The organism is Microbacterium sp. bgisy203 (genome assembly GCF_965345155.1).
Taxonomy (GTDB): domain Bacteria; phylum Actinomycetota; class Actinomycetes; order Actinomycetales; family Microbacteriaceae; genus Microbacterium.
Map to the genome: position 1 here is coordinate 218,118 of NZ_CBDRLZ010000001.1, position 20,835 is coordinate 238,952.

Annotated in this window: 17 protein-coding genes, 2 tRNA genes and 2 pseudogenes; 9 read left to right on the forward strand and 12 right to left on the reverse strand. The window is 69.9% G+C overall.

All coding sequences use genetic code 11. The features are described from left to right. Positions 1–5: 5 nt before the first annotated feature. The 4 genes from ACRVYW_RS01010 to ACRVYW_RS01025 form a co-directional block, all read right to left on the reverse strand. Positions 6–695: an ATP-dependent Clp protease proteolytic subunit gene (locus ACRVYW_RS01010; protein WP_431800841.1), complete on the reverse strand. Its 690-nt coding sequence runs from the start codon at positions 693–695 to the stop codon at positions 6–8. A gap of 25 nt (positions 696–720) precedes the next feature. Next, complete coding sequence (locus ACRVYW_RS01015; RefSeq protein ID WP_431800843.1) at positions 721–1,314, reverse strand: ATP-dependent Clp protease proteolytic subunit; 594 nt, start codon at positions 1,312–1,314, stop codon at positions 721–723. Positions 1,315–1,512: 198 nt separating this feature from the next. After that, the gene (tig, locus tag ACRVYW_RS01020) at positions 1,513–3,009 is read right to left on the reverse strand and encodes a trigger factor (protein WP_431800845.1); all 1,497 of its coding nucleotides are present in this window, start codon (positions 3,007–3,009) and stop codon (positions 1,513–1,515) included. 73 nt (positions 3,010–3,082) lie between these two features. Beyond that, positions 3,083–3,159, reverse strand: a tRNA-Pro gene (locus ACRVYW_RS01025). 94 nt (positions 3,160–3,253) lie between these two features. Here ACRVYW_RS01025 and ACRVYW_RS01030 point away from each other — a divergent pair. Then, positions 3,254–3,324, forward strand: a tRNA-Gly gene (locus ACRVYW_RS01030). 204 nt (positions 3,325–3,528) lie between these two features. On the opposite strand, the gene ACRVYW_RS01035 is transcribed toward ACRVYW_RS01030, so the two are convergent. Then, the gene (locus tag ACRVYW_RS01035; RefSeq protein WP_431800846.1) at positions 3,529–4,068 is read right to left on the reverse strand and encodes a gamma carbonic anhydrase family protein; all 540 of its coding nucleotides are present in this window, start codon (positions 4,066–4,068) and stop codon (positions 3,529–3,531) included. 145 nt (positions 4,069–4,213) lie between these two features. Here ACRVYW_RS01035 and ACRVYW_RS01040 point away from each other — a divergent pair, with 145 nt between their 5' ends. Then, positions 4,214–4,699: a Dps family protein gene (locus tag ACRVYW_RS01040; protein WP_431800848.1), complete on the forward strand. Its 486-nt coding sequence runs from the start codon at positions 4,214–4,216 to the stop codon at positions 4,697–4,699. Positions 4,700–4,791: 92 nt separating this feature from the next. On the opposite strand, the gene ACRVYW_RS01045 is transcribed toward ACRVYW_RS01040, so the two are convergent. The 4 genes and pseudogenes from ACRVYW_RS01045 to ACRVYW_RS01060 form a co-directional block, all read right to left on the reverse strand. After that, positions 4,792–6,300, reverse strand: a complete 1,509-nt coding sequence (locus ACRVYW_RS01045) for an amidohydrolase (RefSeq protein ID WP_431800850.1) — start codon at positions 6,298–6,300, stop codon at positions 4,792–4,794. A 140-nt stretch (positions 6,301–6,440) separates the two neighbouring features. Further along, a pseudogene (locus ACRVYW_RS01050) lies at positions 6,441–7,079 on the reverse strand (FMN-binding negative transcriptional regulator); the annotation flags it as partial. Between the two features lie 37 nt (positions 7,080–7,116). Continuing rightward, positions 7,117–8,154, reverse strand: coding sequence for an Fpg/Nei family DNA glycosylase (locus tag ACRVYW_RS01055; RefSeq protein WP_431800852.1), 1,038 nt, complete (start codon positions 8,152–8,154; stop codon positions 7,117–7,119). Between the two features lie 30 nt (positions 8,155–8,184). Further along, the gene (locus ACRVYW_RS01060; protein WP_431800854.1) at positions 8,185–8,730 is read right to left on the reverse strand and encodes a ribose-5-phosphate isomerase; all 546 of its coding nucleotides are present in this window, start codon (positions 8,728–8,730) and stop codon (positions 8,185–8,187) included. 77 nt (positions 8,731–8,807) lie between these two features. Here ACRVYW_RS01060 and ACRVYW_RS01065 point away from each other — a divergent pair, with 77 nt between their 5' ends. From ACRVYW_RS01065 to ACRVYW_RS01090, 6 genes and pseudogenes are all read left to right on the forward strand, one after another. After that, positions 8,808–9,182, forward strand: a complete 375-nt coding sequence (locus ACRVYW_RS01065; protein ID WP_431800856.1) for an ArsR/SmtB family transcription factor — start codon at positions 8,808–8,810, stop codon at positions 9,180–9,182. Then, a complete protein-coding gene (locus ACRVYW_RS01070) occupies positions 9,179–10,828 on the forward strand; it encodes a SulP family inorganic anion transporter (RefSeq protein WP_431800858.1) in 1,650 nt (549 codons plus the stop codon). Before ACRVYW_RS01065 ends, ACRVYW_RS01070 begins: the two co-directional genes overlap by 4 nt. Before the next feature lie 83 nt (positions 10,829–10,911). Beyond that, complete coding sequence (gene pepN / locus ACRVYW_RS01075) at positions 10,912–13,506, forward strand: aminopeptidase N (RefSeq protein WP_431800860.1); 2,595 nt, start codon at positions 10,912–10,914, stop codon at positions 13,504–13,506. A gap of 57 nt (positions 13,507–13,563) precedes the next feature. Beyond that, positions 13,564–14,778: a mechanosensitive ion channel family protein gene (locus ACRVYW_RS01080; RefSeq protein WP_431800862.1), complete on the forward strand. Its 1,215-nt coding sequence runs from the start codon at positions 13,564–13,566 to the stop codon at positions 14,776–14,778. Beyond that, positions 14,775–15,179: a globin gene (locus ACRVYW_RS01085; protein WP_431800864.1), complete on the forward strand. Its 405-nt coding sequence runs from the start codon at positions 14,775–14,777 to the stop codon at positions 15,177–15,179. The genes ACRVYW_RS01080 and ACRVYW_RS01085 overlap by 4 nt, the downstream gene beginning before the upstream one ends. Positions 15,180–15,227: 48 nt before the next feature. Next, a pseudogene (locus tag ACRVYW_RS01090) lies at positions 15,228–16,907 on the forward strand (FAD-binding dehydrogenase). A gap of 19 nt (positions 16,908–16,926) precedes the next feature. On the opposite strand, the gene ACRVYW_RS01095 reads toward ACRVYW_RS01090, so the two are convergent. Beyond that, positions 16,927–17,595 (reverse strand): hypothetical protein, encoded by a 669-nt coding sequence (locus ACRVYW_RS01095; RefSeq protein ID WP_431800866.1) that lies wholly within the window; start codon positions 17,593–17,595, stop codon positions 16,927–16,929. A gap of 124 nt (positions 17,596–17,719) precedes the next feature. Between ACRVYW_RS01095 and ACRVYW_RS01100 the strand changes: the two genes are divergently transcribed. Then, positions 17,720–18,565, forward strand: a complete 846-nt coding sequence (locus tag ACRVYW_RS01100; protein ID WP_431801719.1) for an acyl-CoA thioesterase — start codon at positions 17,720–17,722, stop codon at positions 18,563–18,565. 51 nt (positions 18,566–18,616) lie between these two features. On the opposite strand, the gene ACRVYW_RS01105 is transcribed toward ACRVYW_RS01100, so the two are convergent. Beyond that, positions 18,617–19,078, reverse strand: a complete 462-nt coding sequence (locus tag ACRVYW_RS01105) for an acyl-CoA thioesterase (protein WP_431801720.1) — start codon at positions 19,076–19,078, stop codon at positions 18,617–18,619. 49 nt (positions 19,079–19,127) lie between these two features. Further along, positions 19,128–20,807 (reverse strand): energy-dependent translational throttle protein EttA, encoded by a 1,680-nt coding sequence (gene ettA, locus ACRVYW_RS01110; RefSeq protein ID WP_431800868.1) that lies wholly within the window; start codon positions 20,805–20,807, stop codon positions 19,128–19,130. Positions 20,808–20,835 lie beyond the last annotated feature (28 nt).

Here is a 20,835-nt window from a genome sequence, read left to right on the forward strand (position 1 = left end):
GTATGTCAGGACGTGATCGCAGCGGGCGTGCGCTTGCGCGAGGTCAGCACCTGGTCGACGATCCCGTATTCCATCGCCTCGTGCGCGGAGAGGATCTTGTCACGGTCGATGTCCTTGTTGACCTCTTCCTGCGTCTTCTTTGTGTGGCGCGCCATCGTCTCTTCGAGCCAGGTGCGCATGCGGAGAATCTCCGCCGCCTGGATCTCGATGTCGGAGGCTTGTCCGTGCCCGGCCTCGCCGACGGCGGGCTGGTGGATGAGGATCCGCGCGTTCGGGAGCGCAAGGCGTTTGCCCGGTGCGCCGGCGGCGAGCAGAACGGATGCCGCGGATGCCGCCTGACCGAGGACGACCGTCTGGATCTCGGGCGAGACGTACTGCATCGTGTCGTAGATCGCCGTCATGGCCGTGAACGAACCGCCGGGCGAGTTGATGTACATGATGATGTCGCGGTCGGGGTCCTGCGACTCGAGCACGAGCAGCTGGGCCATGACGTCGTCGGCGGACGCGTCGTCGACCTGCACGCCGAGGAAGATCACGCGGTCTTCGAACAGCTTGTTGTAGGGGTCCTGGCGCTTGTAGCCGTAGGCGGTGCGCTCCTCGAACTGCGGCAGGATGTAGCGGCTCGAGGGCATCTGGAGGCCGCCGGCCGAGTGCATGGGCGTCTGCATCGGGGCGCCGAAGGCGGGGGTGTTCATTCTGTGTGCTCCTTCAGTTCCCGGGTCAGTTCGAGGTGGTGTCGGTGCCGCCGCCGCCGACGACGTCCGTCGCCGACTCGCGGATGTGGTCGACGAAGCCGTACTCGAGGGCCTCTTCGGCGGTGAACCAGCGGTCGCGGTCGCCGTCGGCGTTGACTTGCTCGACCGACTTGCCGGTCTGGGCGGCCGTGATCTCGGCGAGGCGACGCTTCATGTCGAGGATGAGCTGCGCCTGCGTCTGGATGTCGCTCGAGGTTCCGCCGAACCCGCCGTGGGGCTGGTGCAGCAGGACGCGCGCGTTCGGGGTGATGTAGCGCTTGCCCTTGGTGCCGGCGGTCAGCAGCAGCTGGCCCATGGATGCCGCCATGCCGATGCCGACGGTGACGATGTCGTTCGGCACGAACTGCATCGTGTCGTAGATCGCCATGCCGGCCGTGATCGAGCCGCCGGGCGAGTTGATGTAGAGGTAGATGTCCTTCTCGGAATCTTCGGCGGCGAGGAGGAGGATCTTGGCGCAGATCTCGTTCGCGTTCTCATCGCGCACCTCCGACCCGAGCCAGATGATGCGGTCCTTCAACAGCCTGTCGAAGACGCTCGTCGCCATCAGTGGTTCAGCCATGGATACTCCTGCTTCCGGGTTTCGGTATGCCTCGAATCTACCGATGCCCCGAGGCACCCCCGCCCGTGTTCGCCGTCGGCGGAGCGCGTGTCACCGCGGGGCGCCCGAAGATGCGGCAAGGGCCGGATGCCGAGGCATCCGACCCTTGCCGATCTCGATGGTCGAGCGCCCGCACCGGAGGTGCGGGGTGATCGCGGCTTACTCCGCGGCATCCTTCTTCGCGGCCGGCTTCTTGGCCGCCGGCTTCTTGGCCGCCGGCTTCTTGGCCGCCGGCTTCTTGGCGGGCGCCTTCTTCTCAGTGGCCTTCTTCTCAGTGGCCTTCTTCGCGGGCTTGTCGGCCTCGGCCTCTGCGTCGGCGGCCTCGTCGGCGATCTCCTGAGCCTCCTCGACGACCTCCTCCTCGAGGGCGGCCTCGTCCTCGGGGGCGATGAAGCCGGTGAGGTCGACGGGCTTGCCGTTCGCATCGACCACGGTGACCTTGCCGAGGGCGATCGCGAGCGCCTTGTTGCGGGCGACCTCACCGACCATGAGCGGCAGCTGGTTGCCCTGCTGCAGCGCGTCGACGAACTCCTGCGGCGCCATGCCGTACTGCGCGGCGGACTGGATGAGGTACTGGGTGAGCTCGTCCTGCGAGACCTGCACATCGAACGCCTCGGCCAGCTTGTCGAGGATCATCTGCGTGCGGAACTGCTTCTCGCTCGCCTCGGTGACTTCGGCGCGGTGCTCGTCGTCCTCGAGACGACCCTCGCCCTCGAGGTGCGCGTGCACCTCGTCCTCGACGAGCTGGGCGGGAACGGGGATCTCGGCCTTCTCGATGAGTGCCTCGACGAGCTTGTCGCGGGCGGCGGCACCCTGGACGAACACCGACTGCTCCGAGACGCGCTCAGCAAGGCTGTCGCGGAGCTCGGCGAGGGTGTCGAACTCGGAAGCCATCTGCGCGAAGTCGTCGTCGGCGTCGGGGAGCTCGCGCTCCTTGACGGCCATCACGGAGACAGAGACCTCGGCCTCTTCGCCGGCACGGTCGCCGCCGACGAGGGTCGAGCGGAACGTGGTGTCCTCGCCCGCGGTGAGGGAGTCGATGGCCTCATCGATGCCCTCGAGCAGCTCGCCGGAGCCGACCTCGTACGAGACGCCCTCGGCGCGGTCGATCTCGACGCCGTCGATCGTGGCGACGAGGTTCAGTTCGACGAAGTCTCCGGTCGCCGCGGGGCGGTCGACCGTCACGAGCGTGCCGAAGCGGCCGCGGAGGCGGTCGAGTTCGGCGTCGACGGCGGCATCATCGGTCTCGACCGTGTCGATCTCGACGGTCACGTCGGAGAGCTCGGGAAGGTCGAACTCGGGGCGGACGTCCACCTCGACCTCGACCTTGAGGTCGCCGGAGTAGTCCTTCTCGTTCGGCCACTCGATGACCTCGGCCGCGGGCCGGCCGACGGTGCGCAGCTCGTTGGCGAGGACCGCTTCGCGGTAGAAGCCGTCGAGCCCTTCGCTGACCGCGTGCTCGATGACGGCGGCACGGCCGACGCGCTGATCGATGATCGGCGCGGGGACCTTGCCCTTGCGGAAGCCCGGGATCTGGATGTCCTGCGCGATGTGCTCGTACGCGTGCGTGATCGACGGCTTGAGCTCGTCGGGAGTGACCGAGATGTGGAGCTTCACCCGGGTAGGGCTGAGCGTCTCGACGGTGCTGGTGACCATGCCTGTTCGTTCTCCTCGTGTTCGGCCGCGCGGGAGCGAGGCCGGGGTCTGGGTCGGATGTCGGTGGGGCCGGTGGTCGGGGCGACAGGATTTGAACCTGCGGCCTCCCGCTCCCAAAGCGGGCGCTCTACCAAGCTGAGCTACGCCCCGGGCGCGCACGCGAGCGAGCGCCGATTCACGGCCGTGGGCAAGTCTAGCCGACGAGACCTTGTAGACTCTTCCGAGTGCCGTGATGAGCGGCCTCGGGGATGTAGCTCAATGGTAGAGCTTCAGTCTTCCAAACTGACGGCGCGGGTTCGATTCCCGTCATCCCCTCCGAGAACGAGAAACCCCCGACCCGGCCGGGGGTTTCTTCGCGTTCGACGCGCGTGCCCCCGGTGTCCGAGGGTGCGCTGGTTCTTCGGAGATCGCGCGTTCTGCGGACGCATCGGGGAGGATCTCTCCGAAGAACGGCGGATCTCCGAAGAGCGGCGGATGCCGGGCCCGCACCAACCCCAGGACAGCCCCGAGGAGGGCGCGTCAGCGCGCGTCGCGCGCGTCCTCGTGGTTCGCGGTGTGTGCGCGGTAGATCTGCGCATTGTGCAGGATGCCGGCGCGCTCCTCGTCGGTGAGCTCGCGCCGAACCTTCGCCGGAACGCCCGCGACGAGCGACCCGTCGGGCACGACCGTGTCGGAGAGGACCAACGCTCCCCCGGCCACGAGGCATCCGCTGCCGATGACCGCGCCGGAGAGCACCACGCTCCCCATGCCGATGAGCGAGCCGTCGCCGATCGTGCAGCCGTGGACGACGGCGTTGTGCCCGACGGACACGTTCTCGCCGATGATGACGGGCGACCCGGCATCCACGTGCACCGACACGTTGTCCTGCAGATTGCTGCCGGGTCCGAGGGTGATCGACGCGCTGTCGCCGCGGACGACGGCGTTGTACCAGACGCTCGCGCCCTCGGCCAGCGTGACGTCGCCGACGATGCGCGCGCCGGAGGCGACGAACGCGCTCTCGTGGAGCTGCGGCGTGAGGCCGGAGACGGACAGGATCGAGGCATCGTCGGCGATGGTCATGCCCCGACGATATCGCGCCCGCCGGCACGCCTTCAGGCACGTGTAAGCCGAGCCTTGTCTTGCTTGCGGAATGCCGGGGCGTGAGTAGCGTTTAACCAGATGTGAGGCCACGGCGCCTCCACGCTCACCAGGAGGAGAAGAGACCATGGGCAAGACGCAGACGATCTCGATGACGGCGACCGGCCCCGAGGCATCCGCCAGCACGGCTCAGTTCCTGACTCCCGTCGTGCTGGGGCTGCAGGCGTTGGCGACCAACGGCAAGCAGGCGCACTGGAACGTGCGCGGAGCGAACTTCATCTCGGTGCACGAGCTGCTCGACTCGGTCGTCGCGAACGCCCAGGCCTTGGCCGACCTCGCCGCCGAGCGCATCGTGGCCCTCGGCCTGCCGATCGACGCCCGCACGACGGCTATCGCCGAGAAGATCGCCCCGACCGTCGTGCCGGCAGGCTTCGCCCAGTGGCAGGACGAGATCGTCGCGATCGTCACCGACATGGATGCGATCATCGCCGACGTGCAGGCCGCGATCGACGGCCTCGACGAGACAGATCTCAGCAGCCAGGATGTCGCAATCGAGATCAAGCGGGGGCTCGAGAAGGACCGTTGGTTCCTCTCGGCCCACCTCGCCGAGTAAGGCGCACGCGACAGACGCCGGATGCCCCGGGCCAGCACTGACTGGCTCGGGGCATCCGTCGTTCGCCCGGCGTCGCCGCGCCGGTCGCGCCCTCACGCGACGTGCGTGAGTCGCCCCTCCAGGAGCGTCGCAAGCGCGCGCGTCGCCCGCAGCGAGGGCTCGTCCGCGGTCAGCGGATCGCGGTCCACCACCGCGAGATCGGCGACATCTCCCGGGGCGAGGGTCGCGCGGGCGAGCGAGCCCTCCCCCGTCGATGCCGCGAGCGCCGTCGCGGCATCCAGCGCCTGCTCGGGTCGCCAGGCGGGACGTCCGTCGCGCGTGCGGTGGACGGCGGCGGCCATGGCGGCCCACGGGTCGAGCGGGGAGACGGGGGCGTCCGACCCGAAGAGGAGGTTCGCCGCGGCGTCCGCCAACGCGCGCAGCGGATAGGCGATCGCGGTCTGACCCGCCCAGATCGTGTCGGTCATGTCGCGATCGTCGACGGCATGCTCGGGCTGCACGCTCGCACCGACCCCCAGGCGCGCGAACCGTGGGACGTCGGCTGCGGCCACGAGCTGGGCGTGCTCGATCGTGCCGGTCGCCCCCGTGACTGTGAAGGCGTCGAGCGCGAACGAGTTCGCGACGTCTCCGATCGCGTGCACGGCGCACGAGAGCCCCGCACCCGTCGCGCGTGTCATGAGCGCGACCAGATCCTGCGGCGGCACGGTGAGGACGCCGTGGTTGTGCGGGTCGCCGGGGTAGCTGTGCGAACACGCCGCCGTACGCGTTCCGAGGGATCCGTCGCTGATCACCTTGAGCGAGCCGACGCGCGCGAGCCCCGCGGGGTCCACGGCGTCGCCGGTCTCGAGTCCCTCGGCGATCGCGCGCTCGAGCTGTGCCGGGTAGATGCCGAACCGCACCCGCACGGCGTCGAAACCCGCCGCGGTGCGGCGCGCCCAGGCATCCGCGTTCCAGGCCATGTCGAGATCGACGATGCCGACGATCCCGCGCGCGGCGGCCTTTTCGAGCGCTCGGGCGACGAGAACGTCGCCCACGACCGGGTCGGCGGCGTTGAGTCGGCGCGAGATCTCGAACGCCGGCTCCTCGCGGAGCATGCCGTCGAGGCTCGGCGCGAACTGCTCGCGCCGGAAGGCGGCGGAGTTCAGCCAGACGCTGTGCACGTCGGCGTTGATGAGGTACGTCGGGACGTTGCCGGTCGCCGCGTCGAGGAGCGCGAGCGACGGCGCGTCGGCCCACAGCGCGTCGCGAAATCCGGTGCCGATCCGTCGCCCGTCGTCGAGAACGGGCGCGCGGCCCATGTGTGCGGCGGCCTCGGCGGCGGATGCCGCGCCGCCGAGCGCCTCGCGCTGCGCGACGAGCGCCCACTGCACGGTGTGGACGTGGTGGTCCCAGAGGCCCGGGATCACCCAGCCGCCGTCGGCGTCGATGACGGGGCCGCGGTGCGCGAGGGTCCCGGCGGGCGCGATGTCCGCGATCACGCCGCCGTGGAGATGCAGGTCGACGAGGTCGTCGCCGAAGGGGTCGAGGCGGCCGGCGCCGGTCAGGCGGGCGTTCGCGATGACACGAGGCCGCTCGCCGCGCTGCGCAGAACTCCGGATCATCGGTCGCCCTCCCCCGCACGCAGGGCCGATTCAGGCCCAGCGGCCGGGGCTGATTGAGGCCCTGTGGCCAAGGCCGATTCAGGCCCTGCGGCCGGGGCTGATTCAGGCCCTGCGGCGCCGGATCTCGGGAGAACCGTACCCCGCGCAACGCGCAGCGCCTCGTGCGCCCGGCGCATCTCGCCCGGCAGGCGCGGGTCGGCGTAGGGGCTCGCGCCCTCCTCGAGCTCCGCGATGATCGTGTCGACGACCTCGTCGCTGCGGTTCTGGCTCAGCTTGCGCTTGGCGACCACCGTCGTCGGCGTGAGCCGGAAACCCACGGTCCCCCGCTCGAGGCGTCGCACGTACTCCTCGTCGTTCGGCGCCTGCCACATCATCCGCGGGGCGGGAAGGGATGCCTCGAACCGCGCGACGAGACGGTCGAGCACCCTTAGGTTCTCGTCGGGGCTCAGGATCTCGGGCACGCCGCTCAGGTGCACGGAGACGAAGTTCCAGGTCGGCACCGCCGGCACGTCGCCGTACCATCCGGGTGAGATGTAACCGTGCGGCCCCTGCACGATGACGAGGAGCTCCCGGTCACCGAGCCCGAGGATCGCGTCGTCGGGTTTTCCGACGTGGCCGACGATCGTGAGGTCGTCGCGATCCTCATCGAGCAGGACGGCGTAGTGCGACGCGACGAGCCCGTTCTCGCCCTCGGCGACGAGCGTCACCCAGGGGTTCTGGTCGATCACGCGCCGCAGCTCCGCGGCATCCGTCATCGTGAAACTCGGGTTCTGCCTCACGCGCGATTCCCTTTCGACGCCCTCACGACTGCCGCCCTCACTTCTGACAGGACGGGCACCAGTACAGCTTCCGGCTCGCCATCTCCTCGAGGACGATCTCGGTGCCGCATACGCGGCACGGCAGTCCCGCGCGGTGATAGACCCAGTGGCGGTCGTCGCGGCTCGCCATCGCCCGGCGGTACGCCTCGGGGTCGAGGTCGTCCATCGTCATCATCTGTCCCGTCTCGACGCCGATCACGAGCAGCCGCGACCAGTCGCGCCAGATATCGCGGACGACCTCCTCCGGAACGAGCTTGCCGGGCGTGTGCGGATCGAGGAGAGCCCGGTAGAGGAGTTCCGCACGGTAGACGTTTCCGATGCCGCTGACGACCGACTGGTCCATGAGGAGGAGCCCGATCGCGGTGGGCTTGCGGCGGACGACCTCGGTGAAGCGCTCCTCACCCTCCTCGGGGTCGTCGACGAGGGGGTCGGGGCCGAGCTTCGCGATCGTCGCGGCGACCTCGTCGGGCGTCTGCAGCTCGCACGCGGTGGGCCCCCGGAGGTCAGCGCACGTGACATCGGTGAGGAGGCGCAGCCGCACCTGCCCGACGACGGGCGGCGGCCATTCCTCGTCGCCCTCGTCGTCGAGACCGCGCGTCTGCTCGCTCATCCGCACCCGGCCGCGGGCGCGCCGCGGCGCCCCGATGGAACTGAGCGAGTTCTCCCCCGCGGCGTCGAAGATCGCCGCGGCGCCGGTGGCCGCAGCGTCGGTCTCCGTGACGTCGTGGAGATCGGTACCGCGCTGGTTCGTCTGTCCCATGCGCCCGTTCGCCGAGGCGATCGTCGGGTCGACGAGGATCTCGCCGGCGAAGTCCCACGCGCCGTACATGCCGAGGTGCACGCGCAACCAGAGGTCGCCCTCGAACTCGAGGAACATCTGCTTCCCGACGGCCCGAACGCTCACGACCTCGCGCCCGTCGAGCACGGCCGCGCCCTCTGCGAAGCGGCCTTGTGGGCTGGATGCCGCGACGCGCTTGCCGACGACGTTGCGATCGAACTGCCGGGCGATCCGGTGGACGGAGTGACCCTCAGGCATGAGCGGAGAGGGCCTGCGTGGAGAGCGGCATCAGCCGGCTTCGGGGTCGAACGCGTCGGAGGACTCGCCGCCGTGCGGCTGCGGTGCCACGCCGGCGCGGGGGTCGGGAAGGAGCGTCCCGTCGCGCTCGAAGTCGGCGATCTGGGCGATCCGCCGCACGTGCCGCTCCTCACCGCTGAACGGCGTCGCGATGAAGCGGTCGATGAAGGCCGCCGCTTCGTCGAACGTGTGCTGGCGCGCGCCGATGGCGATGACGTTCGCGTCGTTGTGCTCGCGGGCGAGCTCCGCGGTCGCGAGGCTCCAGACGAGGGCGGCGCGGATGCCGCGGACCTTGTTCGCCGCGATCTGCTCGCCGTTGCCCGAACCGCCGAACACGACGCCGAGCGTGTCGATGCCCGCCTCCTGGTCGCGGACGACCGCCTGCGCGGCGCGGATGCAGAACGCCGGGTAGTCGTCGAGCGCGTCGTACTCGATCGGCCCGTGGTCGACGACGTCGTGGCCCTGGGCGGCGAGGTGGTGCTGCAATTGGGTGGAGAACTCGAGGCCGGCGTGGTCGGTCGCGATGTGGATGCGCATGCGTCCATCCTAGGGATGCCGCACCGCTCCGGATCCCGAGCAGCGCTGCGCACGACGCGCGGTATGATGATTCCATCATGTCACTAGATGATCGTCAGCGACCCCTCTATGAGGTCAAGGCGGGGCTCTTCAAGGGCCTCGCGCATCCGTTGCGGATCCGCATCCTCGAGCTCCTCGTCCAACACCCCGATCGGAGCGTCGCAGACCTCCAGACGGAGACCGGACTCGAGGCATCCCACCTGTCGCAGCATCTCGCGGTGCTCCGCCGCCACCGCCTCGTCGTCTCCGACCGCCGCGGCAGCCACGTCTTCTACGCGCTCGCCGATCCGGCTGTCGCGCGCTTGCTCACCGCGGCGCGCGAGCTGCTCCTCGGCATCCTGGAGGGCGACGGCGAGCTGCTGCAGGATGCGCGCGAGCTCCCGGCCCTCGCGGCGGTGCCGGCCGGGTCATGAACGTCCGCGCGCTCCTCCCCTCGCGTCGGGACTACCGGCAGCTCCCACGCACCTGGCGTGGGGACCTGCTCGCCGGCGTCACGGTCGGCATCGTCGCGCTGCCCCTCGCGCTCGGCTTCGGCGTCAGCTCGGGGTTGAGCGCCGAGGCGGGGCTCGTCACCGCCGTCGTCGCCGGTCTGGTCGCGGCGGTCTTCGGCGGATCGAACGTGCAGGTGTCGGGTCCGACGGGCGCGATGGTCGTCGTGCTCGTCCCGATCGTCGCGGCGCACGGGGCGGGCGGAGTGGCCGTCGTCACGATCCTCGCGGGTGCGATCCTCGTCGTCGCCGGCGCCCTGCGTCTCGGACGCGCCGTGTCCTTCATCCCCTGGCCCGTGATCGAGGGGTTCACGGTCGGCATCGCCGTCATCATCTTCGCGCAGCAGATCCCGGCACTGGTCTCGGCGCACACCGCCCCGGCATCCGAGCACTCCTCCAACGCGATCGCCGCGGCGGTGCAGTCGTTCGCGGACTTCGACGGCGCCTACTTCGTCTGGGCGCTCGGGGCGGTCGCGGTCGTCGCCGCCTGCATGCTGGGCGCGCCGCGCCTGCACCGCGCGATCCCCGGCTCGCTCGTCGGGATCGTGGTCGTCACGGTGGCGACCCTCCTCCTGTCGACGCCGCTCGCCCGGATCGGCGCCCTCCCGTCGTCGCTCCCCGCGCCCGCCGTTCCGGCGATCGACCCCGCGGTGCTCGGATCGCTCATCCTTCCCGCGGCCACCGTCGCGGCGCTCGCGGCGATCGAGTCGCTGCTGTCCGCGCGCGTCGCCGCGTCCCTCGCGCCCACGGGCCCGGTCGATGCCGACCGCGAGCTCGTCGGCCAGGGCCTCGCCTCGCTCGCCTCGTCGCTGTTCGGCGGCATGCCCGCGACCGGCGCGATCGCGCGCACCGCGGTGAACGTGCGCTCGGGTGGTCGCAGTCGCCTCGCCGCGATCATCCACGCGCTCGTGCTGCTGCTCGTCGTCGTGGCGGTCGCCGGCCCCGTCGGGGAGATCCCGCTGGCGGCGCTTGCGGGCGTGCTCATGGTGACGGCCGTCCGCATGGTCGATGTGCGCACAGTGCGCTCGGTGCTCCGCTCCACGCGGGCCGATGCCGTGGCCTTCGTCACGACGGCGATCGTCACCGTCTCGGTGGACCTCATCGTCGCCGTCCTGATCGGCGTCGTCCTCGCGGGCGTGTTCGCGCTGCGCGCACTCTCCCGCGCGTCGGCCGTGCGACGCGAGGACATCGCCGGCGAACCGGAGCCGGGCGACGACCACATCGCGGTGCTCCGCTTCGACGGGCCGCTGATCTTCGCCGGCGGCGACCGGATCCTTGACGAGATCGCCGCGATGGAGGACGTCTCGGTCGTCGTCCTGCGCCTCAGCAAGATCGATCACGTCGACGCGACCGGAGCGCGCCTACTCGGCGACATCGTCCAGTCGCTCGAACGGCGCGGGGTGACCGTGCTGGTCAAGGGGATGCAGACCCAGCACGAAGACCTCTTCCGGGCGGTCGGCGTGCTCGATGCGCTCGGAGGCGGCGACGAGGAGGCACGGGTCTTCGACGCGCTGCCCGACGCGATCGCCCAAGCGCGCCGGCTCGTGCGCGGCGAAACGGCGACGGCGTAGGCTGGTGAGGTTGCCGCCGCCGCCAGCAGCGCCGCGCGTCATCCACCCCACGCCTTCACACCCTCACCCTCGGGAGTACGCCAGTGCCTGGACAGAACCTCACCCGCATCGAGGCGCAGGAGCGCCGCGCGATCGTCTCCACCGAGAGCTACGACGTCGCCCTCGACCTGACGCACGCGACCGACGAGGGTGCGGAGGTGTTCGGCTCGCGCACCGTCGTCCGCTTCCGGGCGACCGAGGGCGCATCGACGTTCATCGACCTGATCGCGCGCGACGTCCGCGAGATCACCCTGAACGGCATCTCGATCGACCCCGCATCCGCCTTCGCCGACTCGCGCATCGCCCTCGAGAACCTCGCCGCCGAGAACGAGCTGATCGTCGACGCCGACTGCCTCTACACGAACACCGGGGAGGGGCTGCACCGCTTCGTCGACCCCGTCGACGGCGAGGTGTACCTGTACTCGCAGTTCGAGGTGCCCGACTCGCGCCGCGTGTTCGCGGTCTTCGAGCAGCCCGACCTGAAGGCGACGTTCCGCTTCACCGTGACGGCGCCGGATGCCTGGAAGGTCGTCTCCAACTCCCCCACGCCCGACCCGGTTCCCGCGGCCCCCGGCACCGCCACCTGGGCGTTCGAGCCGACGCCGGTGATCTCCTCGTACATCACCGCGATCGTCGCCGGCCCCTACGAATCGGTGTTCTCCGAGCTGACGAGCGCGTCCGGTCGGGTCATCCCGCTCGGCGTCTACGGCCGCAAGAGCCTCTGGCAGCACCTCGACGCCGACTACATCTTCGACAAGACGCGTCAGGGCTTCGCGTACTACGAGGAGAAGTTCGGCTACCCCTACCCCTTCGCGAAGTACGACCAGCTCTTCGTCCCCGAGTTCAACGCGGGCGCGATGGAGAACGCGGGCGCGGTCACCTTCACCGAGACGTACGTGTTCCGCTCGAAGGTCACCGACGCCGTCAAGGAGCGTCGCGTCGTCACGATCCTGCACGAGCTCGCTCACATGTGGTTCGGCGACCTCGTCACGATGAAGTGGTGGAACGACCTGTGGCTCAACGAGTCGTTCGCGGAGTGGGCGTCGACGATCGCCACCGCCGAGGCCACCGAGTGGACCGAGGCGTGGACGACCTTCAACGCGATGGAGAAGACCTGGGCGTACCGCCAGGACCAGCTCCCCTCGACCCACCCCGTCGTCGCCGAGATCAACGATCTGCACGACGTCGAGGTCAACTTCGACGGCATCACCTACGCCAAGGGCGGCTCGGTCCTCAAGCAACTCACGTCGTGGGTCGGAATCGACGCCTTCTTCGCCGGCGTCGCGGCGTATTTCCAGAAGCACGCGTTCTCCAACACCGAGCTCGCCGACCTCCTCATCGAGCTCGAGGCCACGAGCGGCCGCGAACTCACCTCGTGGTCCAAGAAGTGGCTCGAGACGGCGGGCGTGAACACGCTGGCGCCCGAGCTGAAGACGGATGCCGACGGCACCATCACCCGATTCGCGATCGTCCAGACCGCCCCCGCCGACTACCCGACGATCCGCCCGCACCGCCTTGGCGTCGGCTTCTACTCGCTGGAGAACGAGGGCCACGGCGCCGCACTCGTGCGCACGCACGACATCGAGCTCGACGTCGACGGCGACCTCACCGAGGTGCCGGAGCTGGTCGGCCTCGCCCAGCCCGATCTCGTCCTGCTGAACGATCAGGACCTCGCGTACGCTAAGATCCGGCTCGACGAGCGCTCCCTGCGGACCGCGATCGCCCACCTCGGCGACATCAGGGACCCGCTCGCCCGCTCGCTCGTCTGGGGAGCGTCATGGGACCAGACGCGCGACGCGGAGGCCGCGGCATCCGACTACGTCGATCTCGTGCTCCGCAACATCGGTGCCGAGACCGAGTCGACGACCGTGCGCACGACCCTCGGGCAGCTGCAGCTCGCCGCGAACAGCTATGTCGTACCGGGCAAGCGCGCCGCGACCCGCGAGAAGGTCGCCGACGGGCTCTGGGCGCTCGCCCAGGCCGCGGAGGCCGGCAGCGACAGCCAGCTGCAGTTCGTCACCGGGTTCGCGAGTGCGGCGGCGACGCCCGCTCAGTGGGCGCAGGTGCGGGCGCTCCGCGACGGTGAGACGGTGCTCGACGGGCTCGAGATCGACGCCGACCTGTCGTGGGCGCTGCTCGTCTCTCTCGCGGCCGGCGGCCTCGTCACGGCATCCGACATCGATGCGGCCCTCGCCGCCGACAACACGGCGAAGGGCGGAGAGTTCGCCGCGCAGGCGAAGGCAGCCCTTCCGGGCGTCGAGGCGAAGAGGACCGCGTGGGCGTCGCTCGTCGAGTCGTCAGACCTGCCGAACACCGTGGTGCGCTCCTCGACGCTGGGCTTCACACATCCGGCGACCGTCGACGACCTTGGAGCGTTCGTCGGGCCCTACTTCGACATGCTCCTGCCCGTGTGGAGCAGCCGCACCTACCACATCGCGGAATACCTCATCACCGGCCTCTACCCGGCACCGCTGGCGAACGTCGATCTGCGCGACGCGACGCGCGCCTGGCTGGACTCGCACCACGACGCCCCGGCGGCACTGCGACGCCTCGTGCGCGAGAACCTCGCGGGCGTCGAGCGGGCGCTCACCGTCCAGGAACGGGACGCGCAGACGGACGCGGAGCACGACGAGCGGTAGCGCGACCGGCACCGGCGCACAGACACGACCGAGGAGAGGGCGCATAAGATCGGCTCGATGTCGAACGTTCCTGTCGTGACCGAGACCCCCGCCGCCGACGCAGATCCGACGATCTGGTCGCAGATCATGGCGGGGCTCTTGGCGCTGGGGTGGAATCTGCTGGCGATCGTGGCGATCCTCGTCGGCGCCATCCTCGTCTCCTGGATCCTGCGCCGAGTCATCGATCGCGTCGTCAAGCGCATCGTCGAGGGCGCCAAGATCAAGGCGAACGTCGATGACACGCAGGCGCTCGAACGGTCGCCGCTGGCGAGCGTCCGCGTGGTGCAACGGACGCGGACGCTCGGATCGATCCTGCAGAACATCGTCAACGTGACGATCGTCATCATCGCGCTCATGCTGATCGTCTCCGTCATCAACCCCGACGCGCTCGGCTCGCTGACGCTCCTGACCGCCGCGATCGGCGCGGGTCTAGGTTTCGGCGCCCAGAACATCGTCAAAGACGTCCTCAACGGCATCTTCATCGTCGCCGAGGACCAGATCGGCATCGGGGACGTCGTCGACCTCGGACTCGCGACCGGGATCGTCGAGTACGTCGCGATCCGAGTGACGCACGTCCGCGATGTCAACGGCACGCTGTGGTACGTCCGCAACGGCGAGATCACCCGTATCGGCAACATGTCGCAGGGCTGGTCGCGCGTCATCATCGACCTCGCCGTGGCCACGGATGCCGACATCGACGACGTCGAGCAGGCGATGCTCGACGCGGCGAAGTCGCTCGCGAAAGACCCCAAGTGGCGTTCGCGCATCATCGAGCAGCCCGAGGTGTGGGGTCTCGAATCGATCAGCGGCGATTCCCTCGTCATCCGCCTCGTGATGAAGACGCGCGCGAACGCGAAGGACGATGTCGCACGCGAGCTGCGCATGCGGTTGAAGCGCACGATCGACGAGCTCGGCGTCACGCTCCCGCACCTCAACACGGTCATGCTGACGGGATTGGAAGGCGCCCAGCGTGTGCGCGGCGCTAACCCGCCGCGCACCAAGCCGACACCGGTGACTGCGCAGGGCGCTCCGCAGACGAAGACGAAGAAGGGCGCGACGAAAGCCCCCGCGAGAGGCGCGAGGCCAGACGCGCGTCCCCTGTGGCGCCCCAAACGAACGGATGCGGCGCCCCCGTCCGCGCCGAGCACTTCGCCCCCGAGCACTCCGCCGCCGACGACTCCTCCGCCGGTCGCGCCGCCCGAGTCCGAGACCCCGCCGGAGGAGACCTCATGACGGATGCCCAGCCGCTGAGCTTCTACGACGAAGTGGGCGGTCACGACACGTTCGTCCGCCTCGTCGACGCGTTCTACCGCGGGGTCGCCACCGACCCCGTGCTGAAGCCGATGTACCCCGAAGAGGATCTCGCGGCCGCCGCCGAGCGGCTGACGCTGTTCCTCGAGCAGTACTGGGGCGGACCGACGACGTACAGCGAGACCCGCGGCCACCCGCGCCTGCGCATGCGGCACCTCCCGTTCCACGTGAATCCCGACGCCCGCGACAGGTGGCTCCTGCACATGCGCGCCGCCGTCGACGAGCTCGAACTGCCACCCCTCCACGAGGCGACGCTGTGGGACTACCTGCAGCGGGCCGCGTACGCGATGGTGAACACGTTCGAACCCACCCCGAAAACCTGACCCGCCCCGATCGCCCGCACTGATCACCGTATCGACGAAGGAGTCGCCGTGACCGCCATACCTCCGCACCCGAACATCCACCATGCCGATGTGCTCGTCATCGGATGGGGGCTCGCGGGGCTCGTCGCGGCCGCGGAGGCATCCGCCGCCGGCCGGAGCGTCGTGATCGTCGACCAGGAGCCGCGCACGAACCTCGGCGGGCAGGCGTTCTGGTCGTTCGGCGGCCTCTTCTTCATCGACTCCCCCGAGCAGCGACGGATGGGCATCTCCGACTCGCTCGAGCTCGCCCGGCAGGACTGGTTCTCGACGGCCGGCTTCGACCGCGACGATGACCACTGGCCGCGCCGGTGGGCGGAGGCGTACCTCGACTTCGCCCACGGCGAGAAGCGCGCGTGGCTGCGCGAGAAGGGCGTGGGGTTCTTCCCCGTCGTCGGCTGGGCCGAACGGGGCGGCTACACGGCCCTCGGGCCGGGCAACTCCGTCCCCCGGTTCCACATCACCTGAGGCACGGGCCCCGGGCTCGTCGCGCCCTTCCAGGCTGCCGTGGAGCAGGGTGAAGCGGAAGGACGCGTCACGATCCTTCCGCGCCACCGCGTGACGACGCTCACGACGGCGGACGGCACCGTGACGGGCGCGACGGGCGACATCCTCGCGCCGTCGGGGGCGGATCGCGGCGTCGCGACCTCCCGTGAGGTGGTCGGCGGGTTCGAGGTCGTCGCCGGGGCGACGATCGTCTCGTCCGGCGGGATCGGCGGCAACCACGACCTCGTCCGTGCGCAATGGCCCGAGCGACTCGGCGCCCCGCCCCAGAGCATGATCACCGGGGTCCCCGCGTACGTGGACGGCTCGATGCAGCCGGTGTTGGCCGCAGCGGGGGCGCGCCTCATCAACGGCGACCGGATGTGGCACTACGTCGAAGGCATCCAGAACTGGGACCCGATCTGGCCGCAGCACGGCATCCGCATCCTGCCGGGCCCGTCCTCGCTGTGGCTCGACGCCACGGGCGAGCGCCTCCCCGTGCCGCTCTTTCCGGGGTTCGACACGCTCGGCACGCTCGCTCACCTGCGGAAGACCGGCCACGACCACTCGTGGTTCGTGCTGTCGCAGAAGATCGTCGAGAAGGAGTTCACCCTCTCCGGCAGCGAGCAGAACCCCGATCTGACGGGCAAGGACGTTCCGCTCCTCGTGAAGTCGCGCCTCGGCAAGGGCGCGGCGAGCCCGGTACAGGCCTTCCTCGACCACGGCGCCGACTTCGTCGTCCGGCGTACGCTCGACGAGCTCATCGCGGGCATGCAGGCGCTTCCCGGCGGCGAGGCGCTGGATGCCGACCGCGTGCGACGCGAAGTGGAGGCGCGCGACCGCGAGCTGGACAACGACTTCACGAAGGACGCGCAGGTCGCGATGCTCCGCTCCGCGCGGGCGTATCGGGGCGACAAACTCATCCGTACCGCCGCACCGCACAAGATCCTGGACCCGGCGAACGGTCCGCTCATCGCGGTGAAGCTCCACATCCTCACCCGGAAGTCGCTCGGCGGCATCGAGACGGATCTGTCCTCGCGTGCGCTGGGCGCCGATGGAGCGCCGATCCCCGGGCTCTACGCGGCGGGCGAGGCGGCCGGGTTCGGAGGGGGTGGCGTGCACGGATACCGCGCGCTCGAGGGGACGTTCGTGGGCGGATGCCTGTTCTCCGGCCGTATCGCCGGCCGCGCGGCCGCCGCGGGCGTCTGAGGCGGGTTCCCCGCCGCGATCAGACCGCGCCGGTCGTGCGAACGGCGGTGAGACCCGACCGCACGGTCTGACGCACGAGCACGTGCCCGCGTGCGAGGCTGAGCCGCGTCCACGGCCCGGCCCGGCGGATCACGGCATCCTCCTCGCCGGCGATGAAACCGAGCGCGAACGCGGCGAATGCGGCTCCACGCGGCAGCCCCGTGAGCTCGTCGTCCGCCTCACCCCAGACCGCCGACCGCACGGCGTGGACGGCGTCGTCACCGGCATCCTTCGGCACCGCCTCGGCGACGGCCGCGATGCCCCACTGCGCACGCGCAGCGAGGGTGGCGGCGGGGAGCGCACCCACCTCGCTCCAGCCCGCACGCGGCGGTGAGACGCCCGCCCACGGCGCCGTGACGGCGACATCTGGAAGCGTGATCGCGAGCGGATCGTCGGATGCCTGCAACGTCGACGCGTCGACGACGAGATCGCACACGAGCTCCGGATCGGTCCGGACGACGCGCATGCCGACGACCGTCGGGGTCGACTCGAGGAGCGTCCGCGGCGCGAGAGGCGCCGAGGTGAGCGCCATCGCCCCGTCGCGGGCCTGCAGGCGCACGGATCCGTCGCCGAGTGAGACGGCCCGCCCCGCGAAGACGAGAACGTCGGAGACGGTGGCGGGATCGGGGAAGAGGAGGCGCTGCGACATCCGCCCTAAACTACCAAGCGAGCCCGCGCACGCGGAGCGCGCCGCAGACAGGAGCACCGTGACCGACGCCGACCCGCACCGCGACGAGACCGATGTCGCGGCTCCGCTGGACACCGTCGGTCTCATGCTCGACGTCCTCGACCTCGACGCGAGCGCGGCACGGACCACCGAGGACATCTTCACCGGCGCGTCCTACCCCATGCCGACGGGGCGCGTGTTCGGCGGCCAGGTGCTCGCCCAGGCGATCGCCGCCGCCGATCGCACGACGGGTGACGACCGCGTGCCCCACTCGATGCACGGATACTTCCTGCGCCCCGGCGACGCCACCCAGGGGGTGACGCTGTCGGTCGACCGCATCCACGACGGCCGATCGTTCTCCACGCGACGCACGCAGGCCTACCAGAACGGCGTGCCCATCTTCTCGATGATCGCCTCCTTCGAGCGCGAGGACCCGGGCCTCGAGCACCAGTCGACGCCACCCGAGGGCGTCGCATCTCCCGAAGAGGCGCTGCGCCGCTCCAGCGGAAGGATGCTCCACCCGCTGTCGCAGCGCCTGCTCGACGACAGCGCGATCGAGGTCGTCCACGCCGAGGGGCCGATCTACGAACGGGTCGAGGGACCGCACGTCGCGTCGCAGAACGTGTGGATGCGTACGCGCCGCCCGATCGGCGACGATCCGGTCGTGCACCGCACGGTCCTCGCGTACATGAGCGACCTGACCATCCAAGAGCCCGTGCTCCGGGCGCACGGCATCGCGTGGGCGCACCCGGGGCTCAAGGTCGCGAGCCTCGACCACGCGATGTGGTGGCACCGCTCCGCGCGGGTGGACGAGTGGCTGCTCTACGCGCAGGAGTCCCCCAGCGCACTCGGCGGACGCGGGCTCGCGAGCGGCCGCATCTTCACGCGCGAGGGCGAGCTGGTCGCGACCGTCGCGCAGGAGATCATGATCCGGGTGCCCGAGACGGCCTGAGCGGTCCGCGGGATCTGTGCGTGAGTCCGTGCCCCTGCGTGTAGGTCCGGGTCAGCGGCGTCGGAACGTGACGGGCTCGCCGACGTAGGGGGCCCAGGCCTCCCGCATCGCGTCGCTGAGGCGCGACGGACGGAACGTCTGAGCGTCGACGAGCACCACGGTGGAGGATGCCTTCGCGTACAGCGTCTGCGGGTCATCACCCGCCGGGCTGTAGACCTCGTAGTACACCTCGACGCTCGATCCGCCGAACCTGCCGAACCACAGCTGGACGTCGAGGGGCTCGCGACGGTAGGGCACCGGCGCGAGGTACTCGATCTCCTGGTGTGCGATGAGGGTGAGAACCGCGGCATCCGTGCCGACGTCGATCACCGCGGTCTCGGGGGCCTCGTCGCCGACGACGGGCGTCCAGAAGACGCGCACGCGTGCCTCCTCGAGGAGTTTCAGCATCGTCGCGTTGTTGACGTGGTTGAACGCGTCGAGGTCGCCCCATCGGAGGTGGATGGGGACGTGCATGCGGCGCCCGGCGGGTTCGTTGCCGCCGGGCGCCTCGTGCTGCGTTCGGTCAGTCACGCGTCAGCTTGCGGTGCGTCGAGCGATGCGGGTTCGCCGCGTCGGGACCGAGGCGCTCGATCTTGTTCGCCTCGTACGCCTCGAAGTTGCCCTCGAACCAATACCACTTGTCGGGGTCTTCGTCGGTGCCCTCGTACGCGAGGATGTGCGTCGCGATGCGGTCGAGGAACCACCGGTCGTGGGTGATGACGACGGCGCAGCCGGGGAATTCCAGCAGCGCGTTCTCGAGCGAGCTCAGCGTCTCGACGTCGAGGTCGTTCGTGGGCTCGTCGAGAAGCAGCAGGTTGCCGCCCTCTTTGAGCGTGAGCGCGAGGTTCAGACGGTTGCGCTCACCGCCGGAGAGGACGCCGGCCTTCTTCTGCTGGTCGGGTCCCTTGAACCCGAACTTCGACACGTACGCGCGCGAGGGGATCTCGGTCTTGCCGACCGTGATGATGTCGAGACCGTCCGACACGACTTCCCACAGGGTCTTCTGCGGGTCGATGTTGGCGCGGCTCTGGTCGACGTAGCTGATCTTCACCGTCTCGCCGACCTTGAGGTCGCCGCCGTCGAGCGGCTCGAGGCCGACGATCGTCTTGAAGAGGGTCGTCTTGCCGACGCCGTTCGGACCGATGACGCCCACGATGCCGTTCGGCGGAAGGCTGAAGCTCAGTCCGTCGATGAGCGAGCGGTCGCCGAAGCCCTTCTGCAGCTTCTTGGCCTCGATGACGACGTTGCCCAGGCGCGGACCGGCGGGGATCTGGATCTCCTCGAAGTCGAGCTTGCGCGTGCGCTCGGCCTCGGCGGCCATCTCCTCGTACCGCTGCAGGCGCGCCTTCGACTTCGTCTGGCGACCCTTCGCGCTCGAGCGCACCCACTCGAGCTCGTCCTTCAGGCGCTTGGCGAGCTTGGCATCCTTCTTGCCCTGGATGTCGAGACGCTCGGCCTTCTTCTCGAGATACGTCGAGTAGTTGCCCTCATAGCCGATGAGCCGGCCGCGGTCGACCTCGGCGATCCATTCGGCGACATTGTCGAGGAAGTACCGGTCGTGGGTGATCGCGATGACCGCGCCCTTGTACGACTGGAGGTGCTGCTCGAGCCACAGGACGCTCTCGGCGTCGAGGTGGTTGGTCGGCTCGTCGAGGAGCAGGAGGTCGGGCTTCTGCAGCAGCAGCTTCGCGAGTGCGACGCGGCGACGCTCACCACCTGAGAGCTTCGTGACAGGCTCGTCGCCCGGCGGCGTGCGCAGGGCGTCCATCGCCTGCTCGAGCTGCGAGTCGAGGTCCCACCCGTCGGCGGCGTCGATCTCCTCCTGGAGGACGCCCATCTCGGCGAGGAGGGCATCGAAGTCGGCGTCGGGGTCGGCCATGAGCGCAGAGATCTCGTTGAACCGGTCGAGCTTCGCCTTGATGGCGACCCCGTCCTGGATGTTCTCGAGGACGGTCTTGGTCTCGTCGAGCTCGGGCTCCTGCATGAGGATGCCGACGGTGTAGCCCGGCGTCAGCTTGGCCTCGCCGTTCGACGGCGTGTCGAGCCCGGCCATGATCTTGAGGATCGTGGACTTACCGGCGCCGTTCGGACCGACCATGCCGATCTTCGCGCCCGGCAGGAACGACATCGTGACGTCGTCGAGGATCAGCTTCTCGCCCACTGCCTTGCGGGCGCGGACCATGGAGTAGATGTATTCGGCCATAACGAGCCAAGTCTACGCGGGCGGCCGG